At 72.5% G+C, this 19,128-nt stretch carries 19 protein-coding genes; 11 read left to right on the plus strand and 8 right to left on the minus strand.

The window, feature by feature from the left end; translation table 11 throughout:
- The first annotated feature begins 146 nt into the window (after positions 1-146).
- A complete protein-coding gene (locus tag ACIQID_RS06370; RefSeq protein WP_312673399.1) occupies positions 147-914 on the plus strand; it encodes an IclR family transcriptional regulator in 768 nt (255 codons plus the stop codon).
- Positions 915-923: 9 nt separating this feature from the next.
- Here ACIQID_RS06370 and ACIQID_RS06375 read toward each other — a convergent pair whose 3' ends face one another.
- Complete coding sequence (locus ACIQID_RS06375) at positions 924-3,050, minus strand: DEAD/DEAH box helicase (RefSeq protein WP_400283031.1); 2,127 nt, start codon at positions 3,048-3,050, stop codon at positions 924-926.
- 100 nt (positions 3,051-3,150) lie between these two features.
- On the opposite strand from ACIQID_RS06375, the gene ACIQID_RS06380 reads away from it, so the two are divergent.
- From ACIQID_RS06380 to ACIQID_RS06415, 8 genes are all read left to right on the plus strand, one after another.
- Positions 3,151-3,570, plus strand: a complete 420-nt coding sequence (locus ACIQID_RS06380; protein WP_312673401.1) for a pilus assembly protein CpaE — start codon at positions 3,151-3,153, stop codon at positions 3,568-3,570.
- A gap of 87 nt (positions 3,571-3,657) precedes the next feature.
- Entirely contained in the window at positions 3,658-4,653 is a 996-nt protein-coding gene (paaA, locus tag ACIQID_RS06385; RefSeq protein WP_400283035.1) for a 1,2-phenylacetyl-CoA epoxidase subunit PaaA, read from the plus strand.
- Entirely contained in the window at positions 4,653-4,958 is a 306-nt protein-coding gene (paaB, locus tag ACIQID_RS06390) for a 1,2-phenylacetyl-CoA epoxidase subunit PaaB (RefSeq protein WP_062635989.1), read from the plus strand. The genes paaA and paaB overlap by 1 nt, the downstream gene beginning before the upstream one ends.
- The gene (gene paaC / locus ACIQID_RS06395) at positions 4,955-5,827 is read left to right on the plus strand and encodes a 1,2-phenylacetyl-CoA epoxidase subunit PaaC (protein ID WP_400283038.1); all 873 of its coding nucleotides are present in this window, start codon (positions 4,955-4,957) and stop codon (positions 5,825-5,827) included. The genes paaB and paaC overlap by 4 nt, the downstream gene beginning before the upstream one ends.
- Positions 5,821-6,324, plus strand: a complete 504-nt coding sequence (gene paaD, locus ACIQID_RS06400; RefSeq protein ID WP_312673404.1) for a 1,2-phenylacetyl-CoA epoxidase subunit PaaD — start codon at positions 5,821-5,823, stop codon at positions 6,322-6,324. The genes paaC and paaD overlap by 7 nt, the downstream gene beginning before the upstream one ends.
- Positions 6,324-7,487: a 1,2-phenylacetyl-CoA epoxidase subunit PaaE gene (gene paaE, locus ACIQID_RS06405; protein WP_400283042.1), complete on the plus strand. Its 1,164-nt coding sequence runs from the start codon at positions 6,324-6,326 to the stop codon at positions 7,485-7,487. Before paaD ends, paaE begins: the two co-directional genes overlap by 1 nt.
- A gap of 9 nt (positions 7,488-7,496) precedes the next feature.
- The gene (locus ACIQID_RS06410) at positions 7,497-8,267 is read left to right on the plus strand and encodes an enoyl-CoA hydratase/isomerase family protein (protein ID WP_400283045.1); all 771 of its coding nucleotides are present in this window, start codon (positions 7,497-7,499) and stop codon (positions 8,265-8,267) included.
- 67 nt (positions 8,268-8,334) lie between these two features.
- Positions 8,335-9,873 (plus strand): ATP-dependent DNA ligase, encoded by a 1,539-nt coding sequence (locus tag ACIQID_RS06415; protein ID WP_400283048.1) that lies wholly within the window; start codon positions 8,335-8,337, stop codon positions 9,871-9,873.
- Here the strand turns inward: ACIQID_RS06415 and ACIQID_RS06420 are convergent, their stop codons facing one another.
- Positions 9,874-10,383: a phosphoribosyltransferase gene (locus ACIQID_RS06420; RefSeq protein ID WP_400283051.1), complete on the minus strand. Its 510-nt coding sequence runs from the start codon at positions 10,381-10,383 to the stop codon at positions 9,874-9,876.
- A 160-nt stretch (positions 10,384-10,543) separates the two neighbouring features.
- Here ACIQID_RS06420 and ACIQID_RS06425 point away from each other — a divergent pair, with 160 nt between their 5' ends.
- Positions 10,544-12,241 carry a thiamine pyrophosphate-binding protein gene (locus ACIQID_RS06425; RefSeq protein ID WP_400283054.1) on the plus strand — a complete coding sequence of 566 codons (1,698 nt, stop codon included), beginning with the start codon at positions 10,544-10,546 and terminating at the stop codon, positions 12,239-12,241.
- A 26-nt stretch (positions 12,242-12,267) separates the two neighbouring features.
- Positions 12,268-13,116, plus strand: coding sequence for a PhzF family phenazine biosynthesis protein (locus tag ACIQID_RS06430; RefSeq protein ID WP_400283057.1), 849 nt, complete (start codon positions 12,268-12,270; stop codon positions 13,114-13,116).
- A 47-nt stretch (positions 13,117-13,163) separates the two neighbouring features.
- Here the strand turns inward: ACIQID_RS06430 and ACIQID_RS06435 are convergent, their stop codons facing one another.
- The 6 genes from ACIQID_RS06435 to ACIQID_RS06460 all read right to left on the minus strand — a co-directional run bounded on the left by ACIQID_RS06435 (position 13,164) and on the right by ACIQID_RS06460 (position 19,081).
- On the minus strand, positions 13,164-13,544 hold the full coding sequence (locus ACIQID_RS06435; RefSeq protein ID WP_400283060.1) for a VOC family protein: 381 nt from the start codon (positions 13,542-13,544) through the stop codon (positions 13,164-13,166).
- Positions 13,545-13,620: 76 nt separating this feature from the next.
- Complete coding sequence (locus ACIQID_RS06440) at positions 13,621-14,247, minus strand: response regulator transcription factor (RefSeq protein ID WP_312673413.1); 627 nt, start codon at positions 14,245-14,247, stop codon at positions 13,621-13,623.
- Positions 14,244-15,371, minus strand: a complete 1,128-nt coding sequence (locus tag ACIQID_RS06445) for a sensor histidine kinase (RefSeq protein ID WP_400283064.1) — start codon at positions 15,369-15,371, stop codon at positions 14,244-14,246. Before ACIQID_RS06445 ends, ACIQID_RS06440 begins: the two co-directional genes overlap by 4 nt.
- A gap of 29 nt (positions 15,372-15,400) precedes the next feature.
- Complete coding sequence (locus ACIQID_RS06450) at positions 15,401-16,162, minus strand: ABC transporter permease (protein WP_400283067.1); 762 nt, start codon at positions 16,160-16,162, stop codon at positions 15,401-15,403.
- 1 nt (position 16,163) lies between these two features.
- Positions 16,164-17,138, minus strand: coding sequence for an ABC transporter ATP-binding protein (locus tag ACIQID_RS06455; protein ID WP_400283070.1), 975 nt, complete (start codon positions 17,136-17,138; stop codon positions 16,164-16,166).
- A gap of 80 nt (positions 17,139-17,218) precedes the next feature.
- Positions 17,219-19,081 carry an FAD-dependent monooxygenase gene (locus ACIQID_RS06460; protein WP_312673418.1) on the minus strand — a complete coding sequence of 621 codons (1,863 nt, stop codon included), beginning with the start codon at positions 19,079-19,081 and terminating at the stop codon, positions 17,219-17,221.
- Positions 19,082-19,128 lie beyond the last annotated feature (47 nt).

Raw genomic sequence — 19,128 nt, forward strand, 5'->3', positions numbered from 1 at the left:
TGCGATCTCCTTTGATGCGGCGTGAGTCTCGAGCGAAAATCCGAAAGGGATTCGTCAATGTCGAATATGCTCGGAGCCTGCCGGGTTGTCAAGATCGATCCGGCGACCGGAAACCCGGCTCGACGACGACCGGAAGGAGGACGCGCATGATCCAGGCGATCGACCGCGCGGCGAAGATCCTCGACCTGCTCCAGGGCGCCCGCCACCTCGGCATCACGGACCTCTCCGCGGCCCTGAGCCTGCCGCCGTCGACCGTGCACGGCCTGGTGAAGTCGCTGCGCGCGCACGGCCTCGTCGCGAAGGAGCGCGGCGGACAGCGGTACATGCTCGGCCCCACGCTGCTGCGACTGAGCAACGTGTATCTCGACACCCTGGACGTGCGGGCGCGGGCGATGCGCTGGACGCAGGACCTGGCGCGGCGGACGGAGCTGTCCGTGCGCCTCGGAGCCCCGCACCTCACGGACGTCCTCGTCATCCATCACAACCTCCGCCCCGACGACAGCCCGCAGATGCTGGAGACGGGGATGGCCGTCCCCGCGCACGCCTCCGCGATGGGGAAGGTGCTCCTCGCGTACGACCAGGGCTTCCAGCAGAGCGTGTTCGCCGAGCCCCTGCGCAGCCTCACCGGCGACACCATCACCGACGTGGCCCGACTGACCCTCGAGCTGCCGGGGATCGCGGAGCGCGGGACGGCGGCGGAGAGCGATGAGGCCGTCCTCGGCGAGTCGTCCCTCGCGGCGCCGATCGCCGACGCCTCGAACACGATCGTCGCCGCGGTGGCCGTCGTGCTCCCGACCGCGGAGGCGCCGGCATCCGACACCGTCGTGCACGCGCTCCGCGAGACGGCACGGAACATCTCCCGCGAACTCGGCGCGACGACCTGGCCACCACCCGTGGCCCCCGCCGAGGACTGACCCCGGGCCTCAGCCGCGCAGAGCGAGCGCGAACGGCAGCACGGCCGTGGCCCCGGCCTGCCGCACCGCGCGTGCCGCGACCGTCAGCGTCCACCGACTGTCGATGAGGTCGTCGACGAGCAAGACCGGACCGGCGGGGACCTCGAGATGCGCCGCGTCGAACCGGTCCCACACCCCCGCGAGCCGGAACACGCTGTTCCCGCCCGCCTGCCCCGAAGGCCCTCCGCCCCGCCACTCCAGCGCGCCGAGGTACGGCAGCCGCCCGATCTCGGACAGCCCGCGGGCGAGGGAGTCGACGAGCTGCGGATGAGACCGCGACGGCATCGCGATCACGGCCACCGGCCGCTCCGCCCAGTCCCACCCGGCGAGCACGCGCACGCACGCCTGCAGCAGCGCCGGGCTGATCGGGGCGTCCGGGGCGCCGGCCGCGAAGACCTCGCGCAGCGTGCCGCCCCAGCCGAGGTCGGTGAGCCGGGCGAGGGCACGCCCCTCGTCGGCCTGCTCCCCCGCGGGGATGCGGCCGCGCACCGGCACATCGAGGCGGTCGGCCCCTGTCGGCCACGCGCGACGCGGCTCGACCGGCACGCCGACCCGGTCGAGGGAGGCCGCCGCCTGCACGCTCGCCGTCTGCGCGACCTCCGCCGGGAACCACACGCCCGCGCAGTTGTCGCACCGGCCGCAGGGGGCCGCGGTGTCGTCGTCGAGAGCCCGCTGCAGGAAGGCCATGCGACAGCCGTCCGTGCGCTCGTACTCGAGCATGTGCTCCTGCTCCGCGACCCGCTCCGCGGCGATGCGCTCGTAGCGCTCGGCGTCGTACGTCCAGGAGTGTCCGGTCGCGATCCAGCCGCCCTGCACGCGACGCACGGCACCGTCCACGTCGAGCACCTTCAGCAGCAGCTCGAGCGGCGTGCGGCGGATGTCGACGAGGGCCTCCAGCGCCGGCGTCGAGATCGGGCTGTCGCCGAGCGCGGCGATCACCCGCTCCGCGCGCTCCCGATCGGGCATCGACGCGGTCGCGAAGTAGTGCCAGATCTCGCGGTCTTCGACACCGGGGAGCAGGAGCACGTCCGCGCTCTCGCTGGCACGCCCCGCTCGTCCCACCTGCTGGTAGTACGCCACGGGCGAGGACGGGGCTCCGAGGTGCACGACGAATCCGAGGTCCGGCTTGTCGAACCCCATGCCGAGGGCGCTGGTGGCCACGAGCGCCTTCACCTCGTTGCGCTTGAGCATGCCCTCCGACTCCGCACGCTCCTCGGGGTCGGTCTGCCCCGTGTAGGCCCGCACGTCATGGCCGTGATCGCGCAGGAACCGCGCGGTGTCGACCGCCGCCGACACCGTCAGCGTGTAGATGATCCCGCTGCCGGGGAGGTCGTCGAGGTGGCTGAGCAGCCAGGCCAGGCGGCTCGCCGAGTCCTTGAGGCGGAGCACGCCGAGCCGCAGCGAGGTGCGGGCGAGCGGCCCGCGGATCGTGAGCACGGGCACCGCCTCCGCTCCCTCCGCGCCGCCCGGCAGCGCCCCGAGCTGCTCGGCCACGTCCGCCACCACGCGGGAGTTCGCCGTCGCGGTCGTCGCCAGCACCGGCACGTCGGCGGGCATCTGCGCGATGAGGTCGCGCAGTCGGCGGTAGTCCGGGCGGAAGTCGTGCCCCCAGTCGCTGATGCAGTGCGCCTCGTCGACGACGAGCATGCCGAGCCGCGCCACCAGCGCAGGCAGCTGCTCCTCGCGGAAGGCCGGGTTGTTCAGCCGCTCCGGCGAGACGAGCAGCACGTCGACGTCGTCTCCGGCGAGACGCTCCTGCACCTCCGCCCACTCGTGGGCGTTGGTCGAGTTGATCGCCACGGCGCGCACGCCCGCACGCTCCGCTGCGGCGATCTGGTCGCGCATGAGCGCCAGGAGCGGAGAGACGAGCACGGTGGGGCCGGCCCCCTGCCGACGGCGGAGCAGGGTCGCGACGAAGTACACCGCCGACTTCCCCCACCCGGTGCGCTGCACCACGAGCGCGCGGCGACGCCCCTCCACCAGCGCCTCGATCGCCTCGAACTGGCCGTCGTGGAAGTCGACGTCGGGACGGCCGACGAGTTCGCCGAGGGCGGCGCGGGCGGCCTCGCGGAGAGGCACGGCGGTCGGGGAGGTCATGCCCTCCACTCTGCCGCAGACCTCCGACAGACCTCCGACAGGGCTCCGACCGCCGCCCGGTCTCGGTGGACGACCGCCGTCGAGGCCGTAGCGTGGAGGAATGATCACCCGCGAACTCGCCGTCGCGCTCCGCGATGCCGGCCTGAACTGGAGACCCGCGGAGGGTGACCGCTTCCAGCTCGATCTGCCGGACGAGGTGGAGCTGGAGGCGGAGGCCGACGTCTTCACGGTCAGCGCGATGACCATCGAGGCGCGGCAGACGCCGGCCGGCACCGACCTCGCCTTCAACGGCACGACGGAGTGGGCGCTCGACGCCGTGACCCTCGCCGATGCGGTGTGGCTGCCGCGCGAGGACCAGCTGCGCGACCTACTCCGCGGGACGTTCCGTGCCCTCACCCGCCTCCCTGACACGTTCCGCGTCGAGATCGAGCTCGCCGGTGCTCCCCTGCGGTTCGAGCACCCGGACCCGGCGGAAGCCTACGGCCGCGCGCTGCTGGCGCTGATCTCGCGCTCCCGCTGACATGTCCTGTTGAATCGGGCCGTCGCGTGTGTCAGAATTACCTAACGATCGGTCAGTAAAGAAGGACCGGAGCCCGAGGAGTCGACGATGACCAGTCCCGCAGACCTGTCCCTCGTGGACGGCGAGACCTCCGACGAGGAACGCCTGTTCGACGAGCTGATCGCGAACGAGCAGCGCGTCGAGCCGCGCGACTGGATGCCCGAGGCCTATCGCAAGACGCTCATCCGGCAGATCTCCCAGCACGCCCACTCCGAGATCATCGGCATGCAGCCCGAGGGCAACTGGATCACCCGCGCCCCGAGCCTCAAGCGCAAGGCGATCCTCATGGCGAAGGTGCAGGACGAGGCCGGGCACGGGCTCTACCTCTACTCCGCCGCACAGACCCTCGGCATCACCCGCGACGAGATGATGGACCAGCTCATCTCCGGCACGGCGAAGTACTCGTCGATCTTCAACTACCCCACCCCGACCTGGGCCGACATGGGCGCGATCGGCTGGCTCGTCGACGGCGCCGCGATCTGCAACCAGGTGCCGCTGTGCCGCGCCTCCTACGGCCCCTACGGGCGCGCGATGGTGCGCATCTGCAAGGAGGAGTCGTTCCACCAGCGCCAGGGGTTCGAGATCCTGCTCTCGCTCATGCGCGGCACCGACGAGCAGCGGCAGATGGCGCAGGACGCGGTGGACCGCTGGTACTGGCCGAGCCTGGCGATGTTCGGGCCGCCCGACGACCAGTCCCCCAACTCCGCCCAGTCGATGGCGTGGAAGATCAAGCGCTTCTCCAACGACGAGCTGCGTCAGCGGTTCGTGAGCATGCTCGTGCCGCAGGCCGAGATCCTCGGCGTCACCCTCCCCGACCCCGACCTGCGGTTCGACGAGGAGACCGGTCGCTACGAGATGGGCGAGATCGACTGGGACGAGTTCTTCCAGGTGCTGCGCGGCAACGGCCCGTGCAACGCCGAGCGTCTGGAGCGCCGCCGTACGGCGCACGACGAGGGCGCGTGGGTGCGGGAGGCCGCCGCAGAGTACGCCCGCAAGCAGCGTTCCCGTCTGCGCCCTGAGCCTGTCGAAGGGGCGGTGGCGTGATGGCGACCCCCGGACACGTCGAACACGAACCGTGGCCCCTGTGGGAGATCTTCGTGCGGGCGAACCGCGGGCTGAGCCACGTGCACGTCGGCTCGCTGCACGCCCCCGACGCCGACATGGCCATCCGCAACGCTCGCGACCTCTACACCCGCCGGGGCGAGGGCGTGTCGATCTGGGCGGTCCCCGCCGAGGCGATCACCACGAGCGACCCCGATGCCAAGGGGGCGTACTTCGAGAGCCCCGCCGGCAAGAACTACCGGCACGCGGTGTACTACACCGCCTCCGAGGGGGTGCCGCACCTGTGACCCTTCGACAAGCTCAGGGACCCAGCTCCACTCAGGGAGCCGGCGACGTCCACGGGGAGGCGCACGGCGACGTCTCCGTCGACGAGCTGCGGCTCAGCGAGGAGCTCGCCGGCGCGGGCACGACCGCGACGAGCGCCGACATCGCCGAGTACGCCCTGTGGCTCGGCGACGACGCCCTCATCCTGTCGCAGCAGCTCGGCGCCTGGATCTCCCGGGCCCCCGAGCTCGAGGAGGACGTGGCGCTCGGCAACATCGCCCTCGACCTCCTCGGCCACGCGCGCTCCTTTCTGCACTTCGCCGGCACGTGGGACGGCCGTTCCGAGGACGACCTCGCGTACTTCCGCGACGAGCCGGAGTTCCGCAGCGCCTGGATCGTGGAGCAGCCGAACGGCGACTTCGCGCAGACCATCGCGCGCCAGCTCGTCGCCTCGGTCTACCTGGTGGAGCTCTACGCCGCCCTCCGCGCGAGCACCGAGCCCACCTTCGCCGCGATCGCGGAGAAGGCGCTCAAGGAGGTCGACTACCACCGCGACCACGCCGTGCAGTGGGTGCTGCGCCTGGCGGGCGGGACGGAGGAGTCCCGACGGCGGATGATCCGTGCCCTCACGGAGGTGTGGCCGTACGTCGACGAGCTGTTCCGCGACGAGCCGCTGATCGATCGACTCGGTGATGCCGCCGTGCGGCCGTCGACCCTCCGGGCCCCGTTCGACGCGGTCATCGACACCGTGTTCGCCGAGGCCGGGCTCACGGTGCCGGAGGTGTCGGCGTCGTCGGCGGGCGGCCGGAACGGCGCGCACGCGACCCCGCTCGGGCACATCCTCGCCGAGATGCAGGTGCTGGCGCGACGGCACCCGGGGGCGTCATGGTGACCCGGACCACCGCCGACGCGACGGCCGAGGCCTGGCGGATCGCCGCCGCCGTGCCGGACCCGGAGGTGCCGGTGCTCACGATCGAGGACCTCGGCGTGCTGCGGGCGGTCGAGCTCCGCGGCGAGCGCGTGGTCGTCGACATCACGCCGACCTACAGCGGGTGCCCGGCCATGGACACGATCCGCGACGACGTGGTGCTCGCGCTCACGGCCGCCGGCTTCGCGGACGTCGAGGTGCGGCTCGTGCTCTCCCCCGCGTGGACCACCGACTGGATGAGCGACGCCGGGAAGCAGAAGCTCCGCGCGTACGGGATCGCGCCGCCCAGCGGCCGCGCGGCCGTACCCGCCGGTCCGATCCGGCTCGCCCTCAGCGTGCGCTGCCCCCGGTGCGGCTCCCTCGACACCCGGGAGGTCTCCCGCTTCGGGTCGACCTCGTGCAAGGCGCTGTACGAGTGCCGAGCCTGCCTGGAACCCTTCGATCACTTCAAGGTGCACTGATGTCGCTGTTCTCCCCGGCCCCGGCGACGGCGCCGGCGCCCTCTCCCGCCTCCCCCGCCCGGGCGCGCAGCCGTGCCCGGTTCCACACGCTCGAGGTCGAGGACGTCCGCCCGCTCACCGAGGACTCCGTCGAGGTGACCTTCACGGTGCCCGCGGAGCTCGCCGACGACTACGACCACCTCCCCGGGCAGTACGTGGCGCTGCGCACGACACTGGACGGCGTGGAGGTGCGGCGTTCCTATTCGCTCTGCCGGGCGCCCGAGCATCGCACCGACGGGGCGCCCACCCGCCTGAGCGTCGCCGTGAAGCGCGACGAGGGCGGGACGTTCTCCACATGGGCCCAGACCGGCCTGCACCCGGGCTTCCGCATCGACGTCATGAGCCCCCAGGGCACCTTCACCTCCGGCCTCGACGATCTGGACGAGAAGCACGTCGTCGGCATCGCGGCCGGCTCCGGGATCACGCCGCTGATGGCCCTCGCGCACACCGTGCTCTCCCGGTCGCGGACCTCGCGGTTCACGCTCCTCTACACGAACCGGTCGACGCTGGACGTCATGTTCCTGGAGGACCTCGCCGACCTCAAGGACCGCTACCCGACACGACTCACGCTGCACCACGTGCTGTCCCGCGAGCAGCGGACCGCGCCGGTGCTGTCCGGCCGCATCGACGAGCCCAAGCTGCGGACGATCCTCGACGCGCTCATCGATCCGGCCGACGTGGACGAGTGGTTCCTGTGCGGACCGCTCGCGCTCGTGGACCTGTGCCGAGACGTGCTGGCCGACGTGGGCGTGCCCCGCGAGCACGTGCGCTTCGAGCTGTTCACGACCGGCGAGGAGCCGGTGCGGGCGGCCCGACCGGTCACGGTGCGCTCGGGCGAGAAGACCGTGCGGATCGAGGTGAACCTCGACGGCGTCTCGTCCACGGTGGAGAGCCCGGTCGCGGCGCGCGAGTCGGTGCTGAACGCCGCACTGCGGGTGCGCCCGGACGCCCCGTTCGCGTGCGCGGGCGGCGTCTGCGGCACCTGCCGCGCGCGCGTTCTCGAGGGCAGCGTCACGATGACCGAGAACTACGCCCTGGAGCCCGACGAGCTGGAGCGCGGCTACGTGCTCACCTGCCAGTCCCATCCGACCAGCGACCGCGTGGTCGTGGACTACGACGTCTGAGGAGTCCTGATGATCGAACTCGCCATCGCCGACGACGTCGCCACCGTGGTGCTCGACGCCCCGGCGAAGCTCAACGCCCTGGACGAGGCCGCCCTCGCCGAGCTCGACGCCGCGTACCGGGAGGCGGAGGCCGCCGGGGTGCGGGCGCTGCTGCTCCGCGGTGAAGGGCGGGCGTTCTGCGCCGGGCGGGACATCTCCGCCGTCGATCCGCGCGATGACGACGTGCTCGGCTACCTCGGCGGGCGCGTGACGCCCCTGCTGCAGCGGATGTCCCGCTTCCCGGCGCCGACGGTCGCCGTCGCGCACGGCGCCTGCCTCGGCGTGGGGCTCGGGCTGCTCATCGCGACGGACGTCGTGTACGTCGCCGAGTCCGCGAAGATCGGCTCCCCGTTCGCCGCACTCGGCGCGACCCTCGACTCCGGCGGTCACGCGCTGTTCCTCGACCGGCTCGGCCCGCACAAGACGCTCGACCTCATCTACACCGGCCGGCTCATGAGCGGCACGGAAGCCGTGCGCTCGGGGCTCTTCTCCCAGGTGTTCCCGGACGACGAGGTGCTCACCGCCGCGACGGCCGCTGCGGGGAAGGCCGCGCACGGCGCCACGGCCGCCTTCCGGGCGAGCAAGGAGCTCGTCGCCCGCATCCGCGACGAACGCCTCACCCTGTGGGAGTCCATCGACGTCGAGAGCGCGGCGCAGGCCGCCCTGTGCGACACCGAGGACTACCGCGAGGGCTTCGCCGCGTTCCAGGAGAAGCGGAAGCCAGAGTTCCGCGGGCGCTGACGCGACGGCCCGGTCGTCGCTGTCAACCGTCTCGCGCGGTGTCCGACCCCGGTGGGAGGATGCCCGCATGCTGCTCTCGGAGCTCGTCACCACCACCGACCAGGTCGCCGCGACCTCGTCCCGCCTGGCCAAGGTCGAGGCGATCGCGGCGCTGCTCCGCCGGGCCGACGCCGACGACATCCCGCCTCTCGTGGGGCTGCTCCTCGCGGCACCCCGCCAGGGTCGCCTCGGCGTGGGGTGGCGGGGGCTGACGGCCCTCGCCATCGAGCACACCGCGACGCCGACGCTGACCATCGCGGAGGTCGACCACGCCTTCGACACCCTCGCGCACACCTCGGGCTCCGGTTCGGCGGGCGTGCGCAGCGAGCTGCTGCACGACCTCGCCGCCCGGGCCACCGCTCCCGAATGGGACTTCCTGACCAGGGCGATGCTCGGGGAGCTCCGCACCGGAGCGCTGAGCGGCGTGCTCCTCGACGCCATCGCCCGCGCCGCCGAGGCCCCGCCCGCCACGGTGCGACGAGCCGCCATGCTCTCCGGCGACCTCGGCGAGACGGCGCTGCTCGCGCTCACCGGCGCCGAGGGGGCACTCGACGAGGTCGGGCTCCGGGTGGGACGCCCCGTCCTCCCGATGCTCGCGGCCACCGCGCCGACGCCCACGGCCGCCCTGGAGATCACCGGCCGCGCCTCGGTCGAGTACAAGCTCGACGGCGCGCGTATCCAGGTGCACCGCCGCGGCGACGAGGTCGGCATCTACACACGGAGCCTCGCGGACGTCACCCACCGCCTGCCCGAGATCGTCGAGGTCGTCCGCGGTCTTCCCGCGCAGGAGGTCATCCTCGACGGCGAGACCCTGGCGCTCGACGAGGACGGCGGCCCCCGGCCGTTCCAGGAGACGATGTCCCGGTTCGGCGCGGACGCGGCGCGCGAGCTCGCCCTGCGCCCCTGGTTCTTCGACGTCCTGCACGTGGACGGCCGCGACCTGCTGGACGAGCCGCTGTCGGTGCGTCAGGAGGTCCTGGCCGAGGTCGCCGGCGAGTGGCGCATGCCCGGCATCGTGACGGACAGCGCGGAAGAGGCCGAGCGCCTGTCCCGCGAAGCCCTGACGGCCGGCCATGAGGGCGTGCTCGTGAAGGCCGTGGATGCGCCGTACGCCGCCGGCCGTCGCGGCAAGTCCTGGGTCAAGGTGAAACCCGTCCTCACGTTCGACCTCGTCGTGCTCGGCGCCGAGTGGGGGTCGGGGCGCCGCCGCGGATGGCTGTCGAACCTGCACCTCGGTGCCCGGGATCCGGACGGCGACTTCGGCGACCCCGGCGGGTTCGTGATGGTGGGCAAGACCTTCAAGGGCCTCACGGATGCGCTGCTGCAGTGGCAGACCGACGAGTTCCCGGCGCACGAGACCCATCGCTCCGCGTCGACGGTGTTCCTCCGGCCGGAGCTCGTGGTCGAGATCGCGATCGACGGCGTGCAGCGGTCCCCGCGCTACCCCGGCGGCCTCGCCCTCCGGTTCGCCAGGGTCAAGGGCTACCGTCCGGACAAGACCGCGGCGGAGGCCGACACGATCCAGACGCTCCTGGCCCTGCGGCGGGGTGCGACGGACGACGCCTGATCAGGCCGTGGGCGGGAGGCCTTCGTCCTCCTGGCGCACCGTGCCGCGGAACGACCAGGGGAAGTCGATCCAGAGGTCGGTGTCCTTCCACGCGAAGTCCGGCTGGATGAGCGTCGAGGGCTTCGTGTAGATCGTGACGGAACGCACGTCGGCGCCCTTCTCCTGCAGCAGCTGGACGGCGAGCGCCAGCGTGCGACCGGAGTCGGCCACATCGTCCACGAGCAGCACGCGGCGGCCGTCGAGGTAGGCCATGTCGAGCTCCGGCGGCAGCACCTCCGGGGCGTCCAGCACGGTGCCGATGCCGGTGTAGAACTCGACGTTGATCGCGCCGCAGTTCTTCACGCCGAGCCCGTACGCGATGGCGCCGGCCGGGAGCAGGCCGCCGCGGGCGATCGCCACCACGACCTCCGGCTCGAAGCCGGTCGCCGAGATGTTCCGCGCCAGATCGCGCGTCGCCGCGCCGAAGCCGTCCCAGGTGAGCGTCTCGCGCTCGATCGATGCATCCGTCATCGGTCCATTCTCGCGCATCCGCTCCGCCCGAGCCGCCGCTAGACTGGGCAGGTCCGGCCCCGCCGGTGCCTGAAAAAGAGGCACGAAGCACCTCGCATCGTCGCGAGGGCGAGACACATACGGATCCCCCTTCTCCGTCCCTGTCTCGAAAGGCTTCTCCATGCCCTCCGTCTCCGCGCACGTCGCCCTCACCCTCGCCCAGCACGTCGATGCCGTCTTCGGCGTGATGGGCAACGGCAACGCCTACTTCCTCGACGCCCTCGAGACGCAGACCGACGCCACGTTCACCGCCGTCCGTCACGAGCAGGGCGCGGTCGTCGCGGCCGACGCGCACTTCCGCGCCTCGGGCCGCATCGCTGCGGGCACCTCCACCTACGGCGCCGGCTTCACGAACACGATCACGGCGCTGGCCGAGGCCGTGCAGGCGCACGTGCCGCTCGTCCTCGTGGTGGGCGACGAGCCGACCTCGGGTCCGCGCCCGTGGGACGTGGACCAGATCGCTCTGGCCTCGGCGGTGGGCGCGCGCACCTATACCGTCGGGCGGACCGATGCCGCCGCGACCACCGTCATCGCCGTCGAGCACGCCCTCACCTATCGCGTCCCCGTGGTGCTCGCGATCCCCTACGACGTCGCCGCCCTCGAGGCCGGGGCGGTACCGGCGGCCCCGGCTCCGCGTCTGCCCGCCCCGCTCGCCCCGCGCGGGGACTTCGCCGAGGGCATGCTGGATGAGATCGCCGCCGCCCTGCGCGACGCCGAGCGCCCGTTCCTCCTCGCCGGGCGCGGCGCCTGGCTGGCCGGCGCCGGCGAGGCTCTCGGCGCCCTCGCCGCGCAGACCGGGGCCCTCACCGCCTCCTCCGCCCTCGGTCGCGGCATCTTCCCGGACACCCGGTACGACCTCGGGGTCACCGGCGGCTTCGGCGCCGAGGGGGCGATGGAGCTCGTGCGGACGGCCGACGTCGCGGTGGTCTTCGGCGCCAGCCTGAACCAGTTCACGATGCGCTTCGGCGACCTCTTCGCCCCGGGCACCCGGGTGTTCCAGATCGACACCGCTCCGGCCGCCACGCACGCCCATGTCGGCGGCTTCGTGCGCGCCGATGCCCGTCTCGCCGCCGAGGCCCTCGTCGCCCGCCTTTCCTCCCCCTCCGCCGCCCCCGACTCGGGCGGCGTGTCGGGCGCGGACTCCGCAGCCGTGTCCGCCCGACCCTGGCGGGAGACGGTCGATGTCGCCGCGGCCCGCACGTACGAGGCCGGAGACGAGCTCGCCCCGGACGGCCGCCTCGACCCGCGGTCCGCGGCGCGCCGGATCGCCGAGCTCCTCCCCGAAGACCGCGTCGTGGTCTCGGACGGCGGGCACTTCATCGGCTGGGCGAACATGTACTGGCCGGTCGCCGCGCCCGACCGGATGATGATGATCGGCACCGCGTTCCAGTCGATCGGACAGGGCTGGCCCAGCGTGGTGGGCGCGGCGCTCGCCCGTCGGGACGCGACCATCGTGCTCACCTCGGGTGACGGCGGCGGGCTCATGGCGATCGCCGACCTCGAATCGGCCGTGCGGGCGGCGGGCGGACGCGGCATGGCCGTCGTCTGGAACGATGCCGCGTACGGCGCCGAGGTCAACCTCTACGGGCTGAAGGGCCTGGCCGAGGGTCCGATGCGCATCCCCGAGGTCGACTTCGCCGCGTTCGGGGCCGCGGTCGGCGCCGAGGGCGTCGTGGTGCGGACTCTCGGCGACCTGGATCGCCTCGCCGCGTGGGCCGAGGAGGACCCGGCGACCCGGCGCTTCCTCGTCCTCGACCTCCGGATCTCCGGCGACGTGATCGCGCCGTACCAGCAGGAGATCATCCGCGTGAACTCCTGACCCGTGCGGGCCGATAGGCTCCCGGGATGACGGATGCTCCCGAGGTCCTGCGCTACAGCGCCTTCGCCGCGACGCCGGAGGGCGGCAACCCCGCGGGCGTCGTGCTCGCCGCGGACGGGCTCGATGAGGCGGACATGCAGCGGATCGCGGCCGAGGTCGGCTACTCGGAGACCGCGTTCGTGCAGGACGCCGCGGCGGACGGCTCCCGCTTCCGGGTGCGCTACTGGTCGCCCGCCGCGGAGGTGCCGTTCTGCGGGCATGCGACGGTCGCGACCGCGGTGGCGCTCGCCGAACGGCAGGGTCCGGGGACGGTCGTGTTCGAGACCGCGGCAGGGGTCGTGTCGATGGAGTCGTTCGCCGACGCGGAGGGGCGGGTGACGGTGTCGTTCACGAGCGTCGAGCCGGAGGTCCGCGACCTCGACCCCGTCGTGCGGGACCGCCTCCTCGCGCTCCTGGGGATGGAGCCGGCCGACGTGGACCCGCGCTTCCCGGTCCGCGAGGCGTTCGCGGGCAACTGGCACCCGATCGTCTTCGTCGCCGACCGGGAGCTCTTCCATCAGTTCCGCTTCTCCCCTGCCGACGTGGCGGCCCTCATGCGCGCACAGGGCTGGCAGGGCACGGTGACGGTGCTGCACGCCGAGGATCCGGCCGAGATCGAGGCCCGCAACCTCTTCCCCGTGGGCCGCATCACCGAAGACCCCGCGACGGGGTCCGCGGCCGCTTCGCTCGGCGCCTACCTCCGCGCGCAGGGTTATCCGGGCGACACCGTCCGCATCCGTCAGGGCGCCCACGTCGGTCGCCCGAGCGAACTCCGCGTCGCGATCCCGGCCTCCGGCGGCCTCGTCGTCTCGGGCGGGGCCACGCGCCTCCCCTGATCCCCGGACCCGACCCGGGAGCCGAACCGGACCCGGACTCGGAACCGTCAGCCCTGTGCGCTGTAGTCCGGGAGCTCCTGCAGGGTCCAGGTGTTGCCGTCCGGGTCGTCGAAGCGCACGAAGCGACCCCAGTCCTGCTCGTCCACGCCCTCGGCCTCCACCCCGAGCCCCCGCAGATGGCCGAGCGCCTCGTCGGCGTCGGGGACGACCACCTGGATGGTGTTCTGCTGCCCCGGTGCCAGGCCGGTGTCCAGCCCCGTGCCGAAGGCGATCGAGCAGGCCGACCCGGGCGGCGTCATCTGCACGAACCGCAGGCCCTCGTACGGCACCTGGTCATGGTCGGCGTGGAAACCGATCTTCACGTAGAAGTCCTTCGCCCGGTCGACATCGCTGACCGGCACGAAGATGAGTTCGATCTTCCAGTCCATCACGCACTCCTCCTGTCGGGCTCCGTCACCCGTCGGCCCTCACAGTACGCGCGGCCTCCGACACCCGCCAGAGGAGTCAGAGCCAGCCCTTGTCGGACGCGATCCGCACCGCCTGCGCCCGGTTCTCGGCACCGGTCTTGCCGATCGCGGCGGAGAGGTGGTTGCGCACGGTGCCCGCCGACAGGAACACCTCCGCCGCGATGGCCGCCGCGGATCGTCCGTCGGCGGCGAGCCGCAGCACCTGCCGCTCCCGGTCACTCAGCGGGTTGGCTCCCTCGAACAGGCTCTCCTCGGCGAGTTTCGGATCGAGCACCCGGAGTCCGGCGTGCACGCGGCGCACGGCCGCGGCGAGCTCCTCGGCCGGGGTGTCCTTCACCACGAACCCGCTCGCCCCGGCGTCGAGCGCCGCGCGCAGGTACCCGGGTCGCGCGAACGTGGTCACCACGAGCACGCGCGTCTGCGGACTGACCGCGCGGATCCGCGTCGTCGCCTCGACGCCGTCCACCCCCGGCATCTGGATGTCCATCAGACACACGTCCGGCTGCAGCTCCTCCGCCAGGCGCAGCGCCTCCGCGCCGTCCGCCGCCAAGGCCTGCACCTGGAGATCCGGCTCCAGGTCGAGCAGGGCCCCGAGCGCCCCGCGCACGAGGGCCTGGTCGTCGGCGATGAGCAGCCGGATCGGAACTGTCGGGGCCGCCGTCACCACGTCACCTCCACCCGCGTGCCCGCCGCCTCGCCGGGCCGCACGGTGAACCCGGCGCCGGCCGCCGCCGCGCGCTCCCGCATCCCCCGGATGCCGTTGCCCTCGCGATGCCCGGTCGCGGACGCGGGCCCGACACCGTCGTCCTCCACGGTGAGCACGCCCGGAGCGATGCGCACACGGACGGCCGCGGCACCGGAGTGCCGCAGCGTGTTGGTCGTCGCCTCGCGGAGGATCCAGCTCGCCGTGATCGCCTGCACAGGCGAGAGGGCGTCCGGGGTCCCGTCCACGACGAGCGCGATGTCCGCGGCGCGCAGCGAGTCCTCGGTCGACGCGAGCTGCTCGACGAGGGTCGTCGCCCGCGCCCCGGCGACGGTCTGCCGCACTCCGGCGATGGCCTCCGCGGTCAGACGTTCGATGTCGGCGAGCTCGGCCTTGGCGCGCTCCGGGTCGGAGTCCATCAGCCGCCGCACGAGCTGTGCCTTGAGTCCGACGACCGTCAGCGAGTGGCCGATGAGGTCGTGCACGTCGCGCGCCACGGCCTCCCTCCCCTCGCTGGTCGCCAGCTCCCTGCCCAGCCGCTCCGCCTCCGCCGAGCGCACGATGAGCCAGGTCGAGACCGTGTTCACGACGCCGAGGAGGGCGACGATCGCGAGGACGGACAGGTAGGAGAGGTTGTCGGGGATGAGGAAGACGCAGCCGGCCGCCACCACGAGCGCGGCGATGGTCGTGATCCAGTGCCAGGCACGGGTCAGTCCGTACGAGGCGAACGACATGATGAACGGCAGGAAGCTCAGCGCCGACCCGCCCACGGCCGGGATCGTGGCCAGCGCGCACACGATGAGCGCGGCGAACGTGATCCACTGTCGCCGCGAGGGGGTGCGACCGAGGCCGCCTCCGCCGCGCATGCCGTGCATGAACCCCGTCACATAGAGGACGATGAACGCGACCAGCGCCACCCATCCCGTGACGACCCACGCCGGCGGAGCGGCGGAGGCGAGCAGCGCGAGGACGGGGTAGATCAGGAACACGAGCCAGACGACGGCCATCAGCCAGCCGAACCGCGCCCAGGGGTCCTTGCCCGTCCCGGATCGGGCGTCCGCCTCCCGGCCCTCCTGCATCGTCATCCGTCCAACCTACTGTCGCGCCGGGGCGCTCACCGCCGTGACCGCGAGCGCCGCACGCCCATCGTCACCAGCACCGCGAAGACGACGAGCCAGACCGCGACGTTGAGGAGCAGCATCCACAGCTCATCCGTCTGCCCCGTCGTCAGCACGCCCTCCGTGAGCGGCCACCGGCTCAGGGCGACGAAGCCGTACAACGGGGTGAACCGGGCGATGTCGAGCATGACGCCGTCGAGCGGCATGAACACGTTGCCGAAGAAGGCGAAGAAGGTCATCGAGATGGACGCGAGCGCGGCGGCGGAGTCGGAGCCGAAGAACAGGCCGACCCCGAGCCCGTAGAGGCCGAACATGAGGCCGATGCCGAGGATGAGGGCGGCGGTCACGACCCAGCGCCAGGCGCCGTCCGCCTCCGCGCCGGTGAGCAGCCCGGCGGCGAACACCGCGACGAGGGCGAGCGCCGCGAACGACACGGCGGTGAGCAGCTTCGTCAGGGCGTAGCCGGTGGTCGTCAGCGGCGTCATCGCGAGCTGCCTTCCCCACCCCTGCTTGGCCTCGGTGGCCGCGAGCGAGGTGAGCGAGCTCATCGCCACCGCGGTGCCGTAGGCCGCCATCGAGACCATCACGTAGAAGGAGACGTTGCCGTTGCCGGCAGAGAGCGTGCCATACCCCATGCCCGCACCGAAGAGCAGGTACATGGCCACGGGCATGGCGAGGGTGAAGGCGAGCGTGTAGGGGTTGCGCAGTTGGCGCAGCCCCTCGATGCGCAGCATGGTGGGCGAGACGGTCGTGGTCATGTCAGTCCTCCGTGAGGGCGGTGAAGGCGGTCTCGAGCGTGGGGGCGGCGATCTCCAGGTCGTGCGCTCCCCCGTCGAGCAGCAGGCGGGCGGCGGCGTCGGAGTCGGTGGCGCGGAGGCTGAGGCGGTCCCCGTCGATGCGCACGCCCGTCACGCCCTCCGCGGCGGTCAGCGCGGCGACCAGCGGGTCCGACACGGCGGGAACGGTGGCGGAGACCGTGCGCTCGCCCAGGCTCGCGCGGAGCAGGGCGGTGGGCGCGTCCGCGACGACGGTGCCCCGATGCATGACCACCGTGCGGCGGGCGAACTGCTCCGCCTCCTCCAGATAGTGCGTGGCGAACACGATCGTGCGCCCGGCGTCCGCGTCGGCGCGCATCACGTCCCAGAAGTGACGCCGCGCGGTGACGTCCATACCGGCGGTCGGCTCGTCGAGCACGAGGATGTCGGGATCGGAGATCATCGCGAGCGCGAACTTCACGCGCTGCTGCTCGCCGCCCGAGCACTTGGACACCCGGCGGCGCGCGAGACCGGCGAGGTCGGCACGGCGCATCACCTCCGGCACGCGCGCGAGGGCTTCCCGCCCGTAGAGCGAGGCGATCAGCCGCACGGTCTCGCCGACGGTGAGGTCGCCGAGCAGGCCCCCCGTCTGCAGCACGGCCCCGATGGCCCCGTTCGCGGTGGCCCGCTCCGGGGCCGCCCCGAGCACGCGCACGGTCCCGCTGCTGGGGGCGGTGAGCCCGAGGAGCATGTCGAGCGTGGTGGTCTTGCCCGCGCCGTTGGGGCCGAGCAGGGCGACCACCTCGCCGCGCCGGACGGAGAGATCGACACCGTCGACGGCCGACACGCGGCGCTCGCCGCTGCCGAAGTGCTTGCGCACGTCGATCAGCTCCAGCGCCACGGGTCTGTCATCGCCGGCGGGGGACGCGGAGGACGACGCGACGCGCGGTGCCCCCTCCTGCACGGATGTCTCGTTCATGCCTCCAGCCTCGCGCCGGAGCGCGCGGCCGTCCGGAGGGCGGTGTCATCTCCTCGGCATGACACGTGTCATGCCGAGGTTCAGCGCACCGGCAGCAGCGCCCCATCCAGGAAGCCCGCCAGCTCGTCCACGCCGTCCAGCGGGAGGATCGCGGCGACGTACTGGTCCGGACGCACGACGATCACGACGCCGTCGCGGGACAGCTCCCGCGCCTCGAAGATGTCCGTGCCGCACCACTTGCTCGGTCCCGCGGCGTAGACCTTCTCCCAGTCGGTGAGTCCGAGCGGGCCGGTCTTCGGCTGGAACAGCTCGGGCGTCGTCGTGACCTCGACCTCCTCGAAGGGCTGCTGGTACACGGCCTTCACGTCGAACACCGCATCGGCGTCGGCATCCGTCGGGGTGAACCGCGCGAAGACGGGCGCCGCCGCCTCCGCCCACGCGGCGAGCGCGTCGCCGGTCCGGTCGCCGAACGCGTAGACCCGCCACCGGCCGTCGGCCTTCGCGTGGTGTCCGAGGTGGACGACGTTGCCGTCCCCGACCCGCACGACCTCGGCGGACTTGAACCGCTTGCCCAGCGGGTAGCCGACCGCGAGCGCCTGGTGCGCGTCCGTGCCGGTGATCATGGAGGACGTGTACCGGGTCATGAACCCGGACGGGAACTCGGCCGTCGCGAGGTAGTACGTGGCCAGCTCGTTCGGGTCGGAGATCTCCTCCGGCTTGCGCGCCATGAGGCTGGACCACTCGCGGTCGAAGTCGATGAGCTGCTGCGCGACAGGACGACGCTCGGCGCCGTACGTGGCGAGCAGCGCCTCGGGAGCACGGCCGCTCAGCACGGAACCGAGCTTCCAGCCGAGGTTGAACCCGTCCTGCATCGACACGTTCATGCCCTGGCCGGCCTTGGCGCTGTGGGTGTGGCAGGCGTCGCCGGTGAGGAAGACGCGCGGGCTGCGGTCGACACCCGGGTCGACGTCGTCGAAGCCGTCCGTCACACGGTGGCCGACCTCGTAGACGCTGTGCCAGGCGACCTGCTTCACATCGAGCGTGTAGGGGTGGAGGATCGCGTTGGCGCGCCGGATGATCTCCTCGATGGGCGTCTGGCGCACGCGGTGGTCGTCGTCCGCGGCGACCTCGCCGAGGTCGATGTACATGCGGCTGAGGTAGCCGCCCTCCCGCGGGATGTGCAGGATGTTGCCGGCCTTCGAGTTGATCGCGCACTTCGTGCGCCAGTCCGGGAAGTCGGTGTTGACGAGCACGTCCATGACACCCCAGGCGTGTGCGGCGCTCGCGCCCACGTGGGTGCGGCCGATCGCCTGCCGCACCCCGCTCCGGGCGCCGTCGCAGCCTGCCACGTACTTCGCCCGGATGACGCGCTCCTCCGCCGCGCCGACGTGCCGTACGCGCACCTCGACCGGGTACTCGCCCTCGTCGTGCACGGTGAGCCCGAGGAACTCCACGCCGTAGTCCGGCACGATCCGTCCGGGGCCGTCGGCCGCCGCCTCGGCGAAGTAGTCCAGCACGCGGGCCTGGTTGACGATGAGGTGGGGGAACTCGCAGATGTCGTAGGCGTAGTCCGCGGTGCGGGTGGTCCGCACGATCTGATCGGGGTGCTCCGGGTCGGGGCCCCAGAAGTTCATCCAGCCGATGTTGTAGGCCTCGGCGATGATGCGCTCGGCGAAGCCGAAGGCCTGGAAGGTCTCCACGCTGCGCGGCTGGATGCCGTCGGCCTGTCCGAGGACGAGGCGGCCCTCGCGCTTCTCGATGACGCGAGTGGTGATGTCGGGGTACTGCGACATCTGCGCCGCGAGCAGCATGCCCGCGGGGCCGGAGCCGACGATGAGGACGTCGACCTCGTCGGGCAGGGAGGCGGGGCGGTCGATCCCGGTGCCGGCGGCGTCCTGCACGCGCGGGTCTCCGGACACATAGCCATGGTGGTGGAACTGCATCGTCGTCGATTCCTTCCGGACGTCTTCGTCGGGTCTTGCGCCCAGGA

Source organism: Microbacterium sp. NPDC091676, from assembly GCF_044756645.1.
GTDB classification, from domain to species: Bacteria; Actinomycetota; Actinomycetes; order Actinomycetales; family Microbacteriaceae; genus Microbacterium; species Microbacterium paraoxydans_D.

Coding starts and splice junctions, on each gene's coding strand:
- ACIQID_RS06370 (WP_312673399.1), top strand. CDS start 147: ATGATCCAGGCGATCGACCGCGCGGCGAAGATCCTCGACCTGCTCCAG.
- ACIQID_RS06375 (WP_400283031.1), bottom strand. CDS start 3,050: ATGACCTCCCCGACCGCCGTGCCTCTCCGCGAGGCCGCCCGCGCCGCC.
- ACIQID_RS06380 (WP_312673401.1), top strand. CDS start 3,151: ATGATCACCCGCGAACTCGCCGTCGCGCTCCGCGATGCCGGCCTGAAC.
- paaA (WP_400283035.1), top strand. CDS start 3,658: ATGACCAGTCCCGCAGACCTGTCCCTCGTGGACGGCGAGACCTCCGAC.
- paaB (WP_062635989.1), top strand. CDS start 4,653: ATGGCGACCCCCGGACACGTCGAACACGAACCGTGGCCCCTGTGGGAG.
- paaD (WP_312673404.1), top strand. CDS start 5,821: ATGGTGACCCGGACCACCGCCGACGCGACGGCCGAGGCCTGGCGGATC.
- paaE (WP_400283042.1), top strand. CDS start 6,324: ATGTCGCTGTTCTCCCCGGCCCCGGCGACGGCGCCGGCGCCCTCTCCC.
- ACIQID_RS06410 (WP_400283045.1), top strand. CDS start 7,497: ATGATCGAACTCGCCATCGCCGACGACGTCGCCACCGTGGTGCTCGAC.
- ACIQID_RS06415 (WP_400283048.1), top strand. CDS start 8,335: ATGCTGCTCTCGGAGCTCGTCACCACCACCGACCAGGTCGCCGCGACC.
- ACIQID_RS06420 (WP_400283051.1), bottom strand. CDS start 10,383: ATGACGGATGCATCGATCGAGCGCGAGACGCTCACCTGGGACGGCTTC.
- ACIQID_RS06425 (WP_400283054.1), top strand. CDS start 10,544: ATGCCCTCCGTCTCCGCGCACGTCGCCCTCACCCTCGCCCAGCACGTC.
- ACIQID_RS06430 (WP_400283057.1), top strand. CDS start 12,268: ATGACGGATGCTCCCGAGGTCCTGCGCTACAGCGCCTTCGCCGCGACG.
- ACIQID_RS06435 (WP_400283060.1), bottom strand. CDS start 13,544: ATGGACTGGAAGATCGAACTCATCTTCGTGCCGGTCAGCGATGTCGAC.
- ACIQID_RS06445 (WP_400283064.1), bottom strand. CDS start 15,371: ATGACGATGCAGGAGGGCCGGGAGGCGGACGCCCGATCCGGGACGGGC.
- ACIQID_RS06450 (WP_400283067.1), bottom strand. CDS start 16,162: ATGACCACGACCGTCTCGCCCACCATGCTGCGCATCGAGGGGCTGCGC.
- ACIQID_RS06455 (WP_400283070.1), bottom strand. CDS start 17,138: ATGAACGAGACATCCGTGCAGGAGGGGGCACCGCGCGTCGCGTCGTCC.
- ACIQID_RS06460 (WP_312673418.1), bottom strand. CDS start 19,081: ATGCAGTTCCACCACCATGGCTATGTGTCCGGAGACCCGCGCGTGCAG.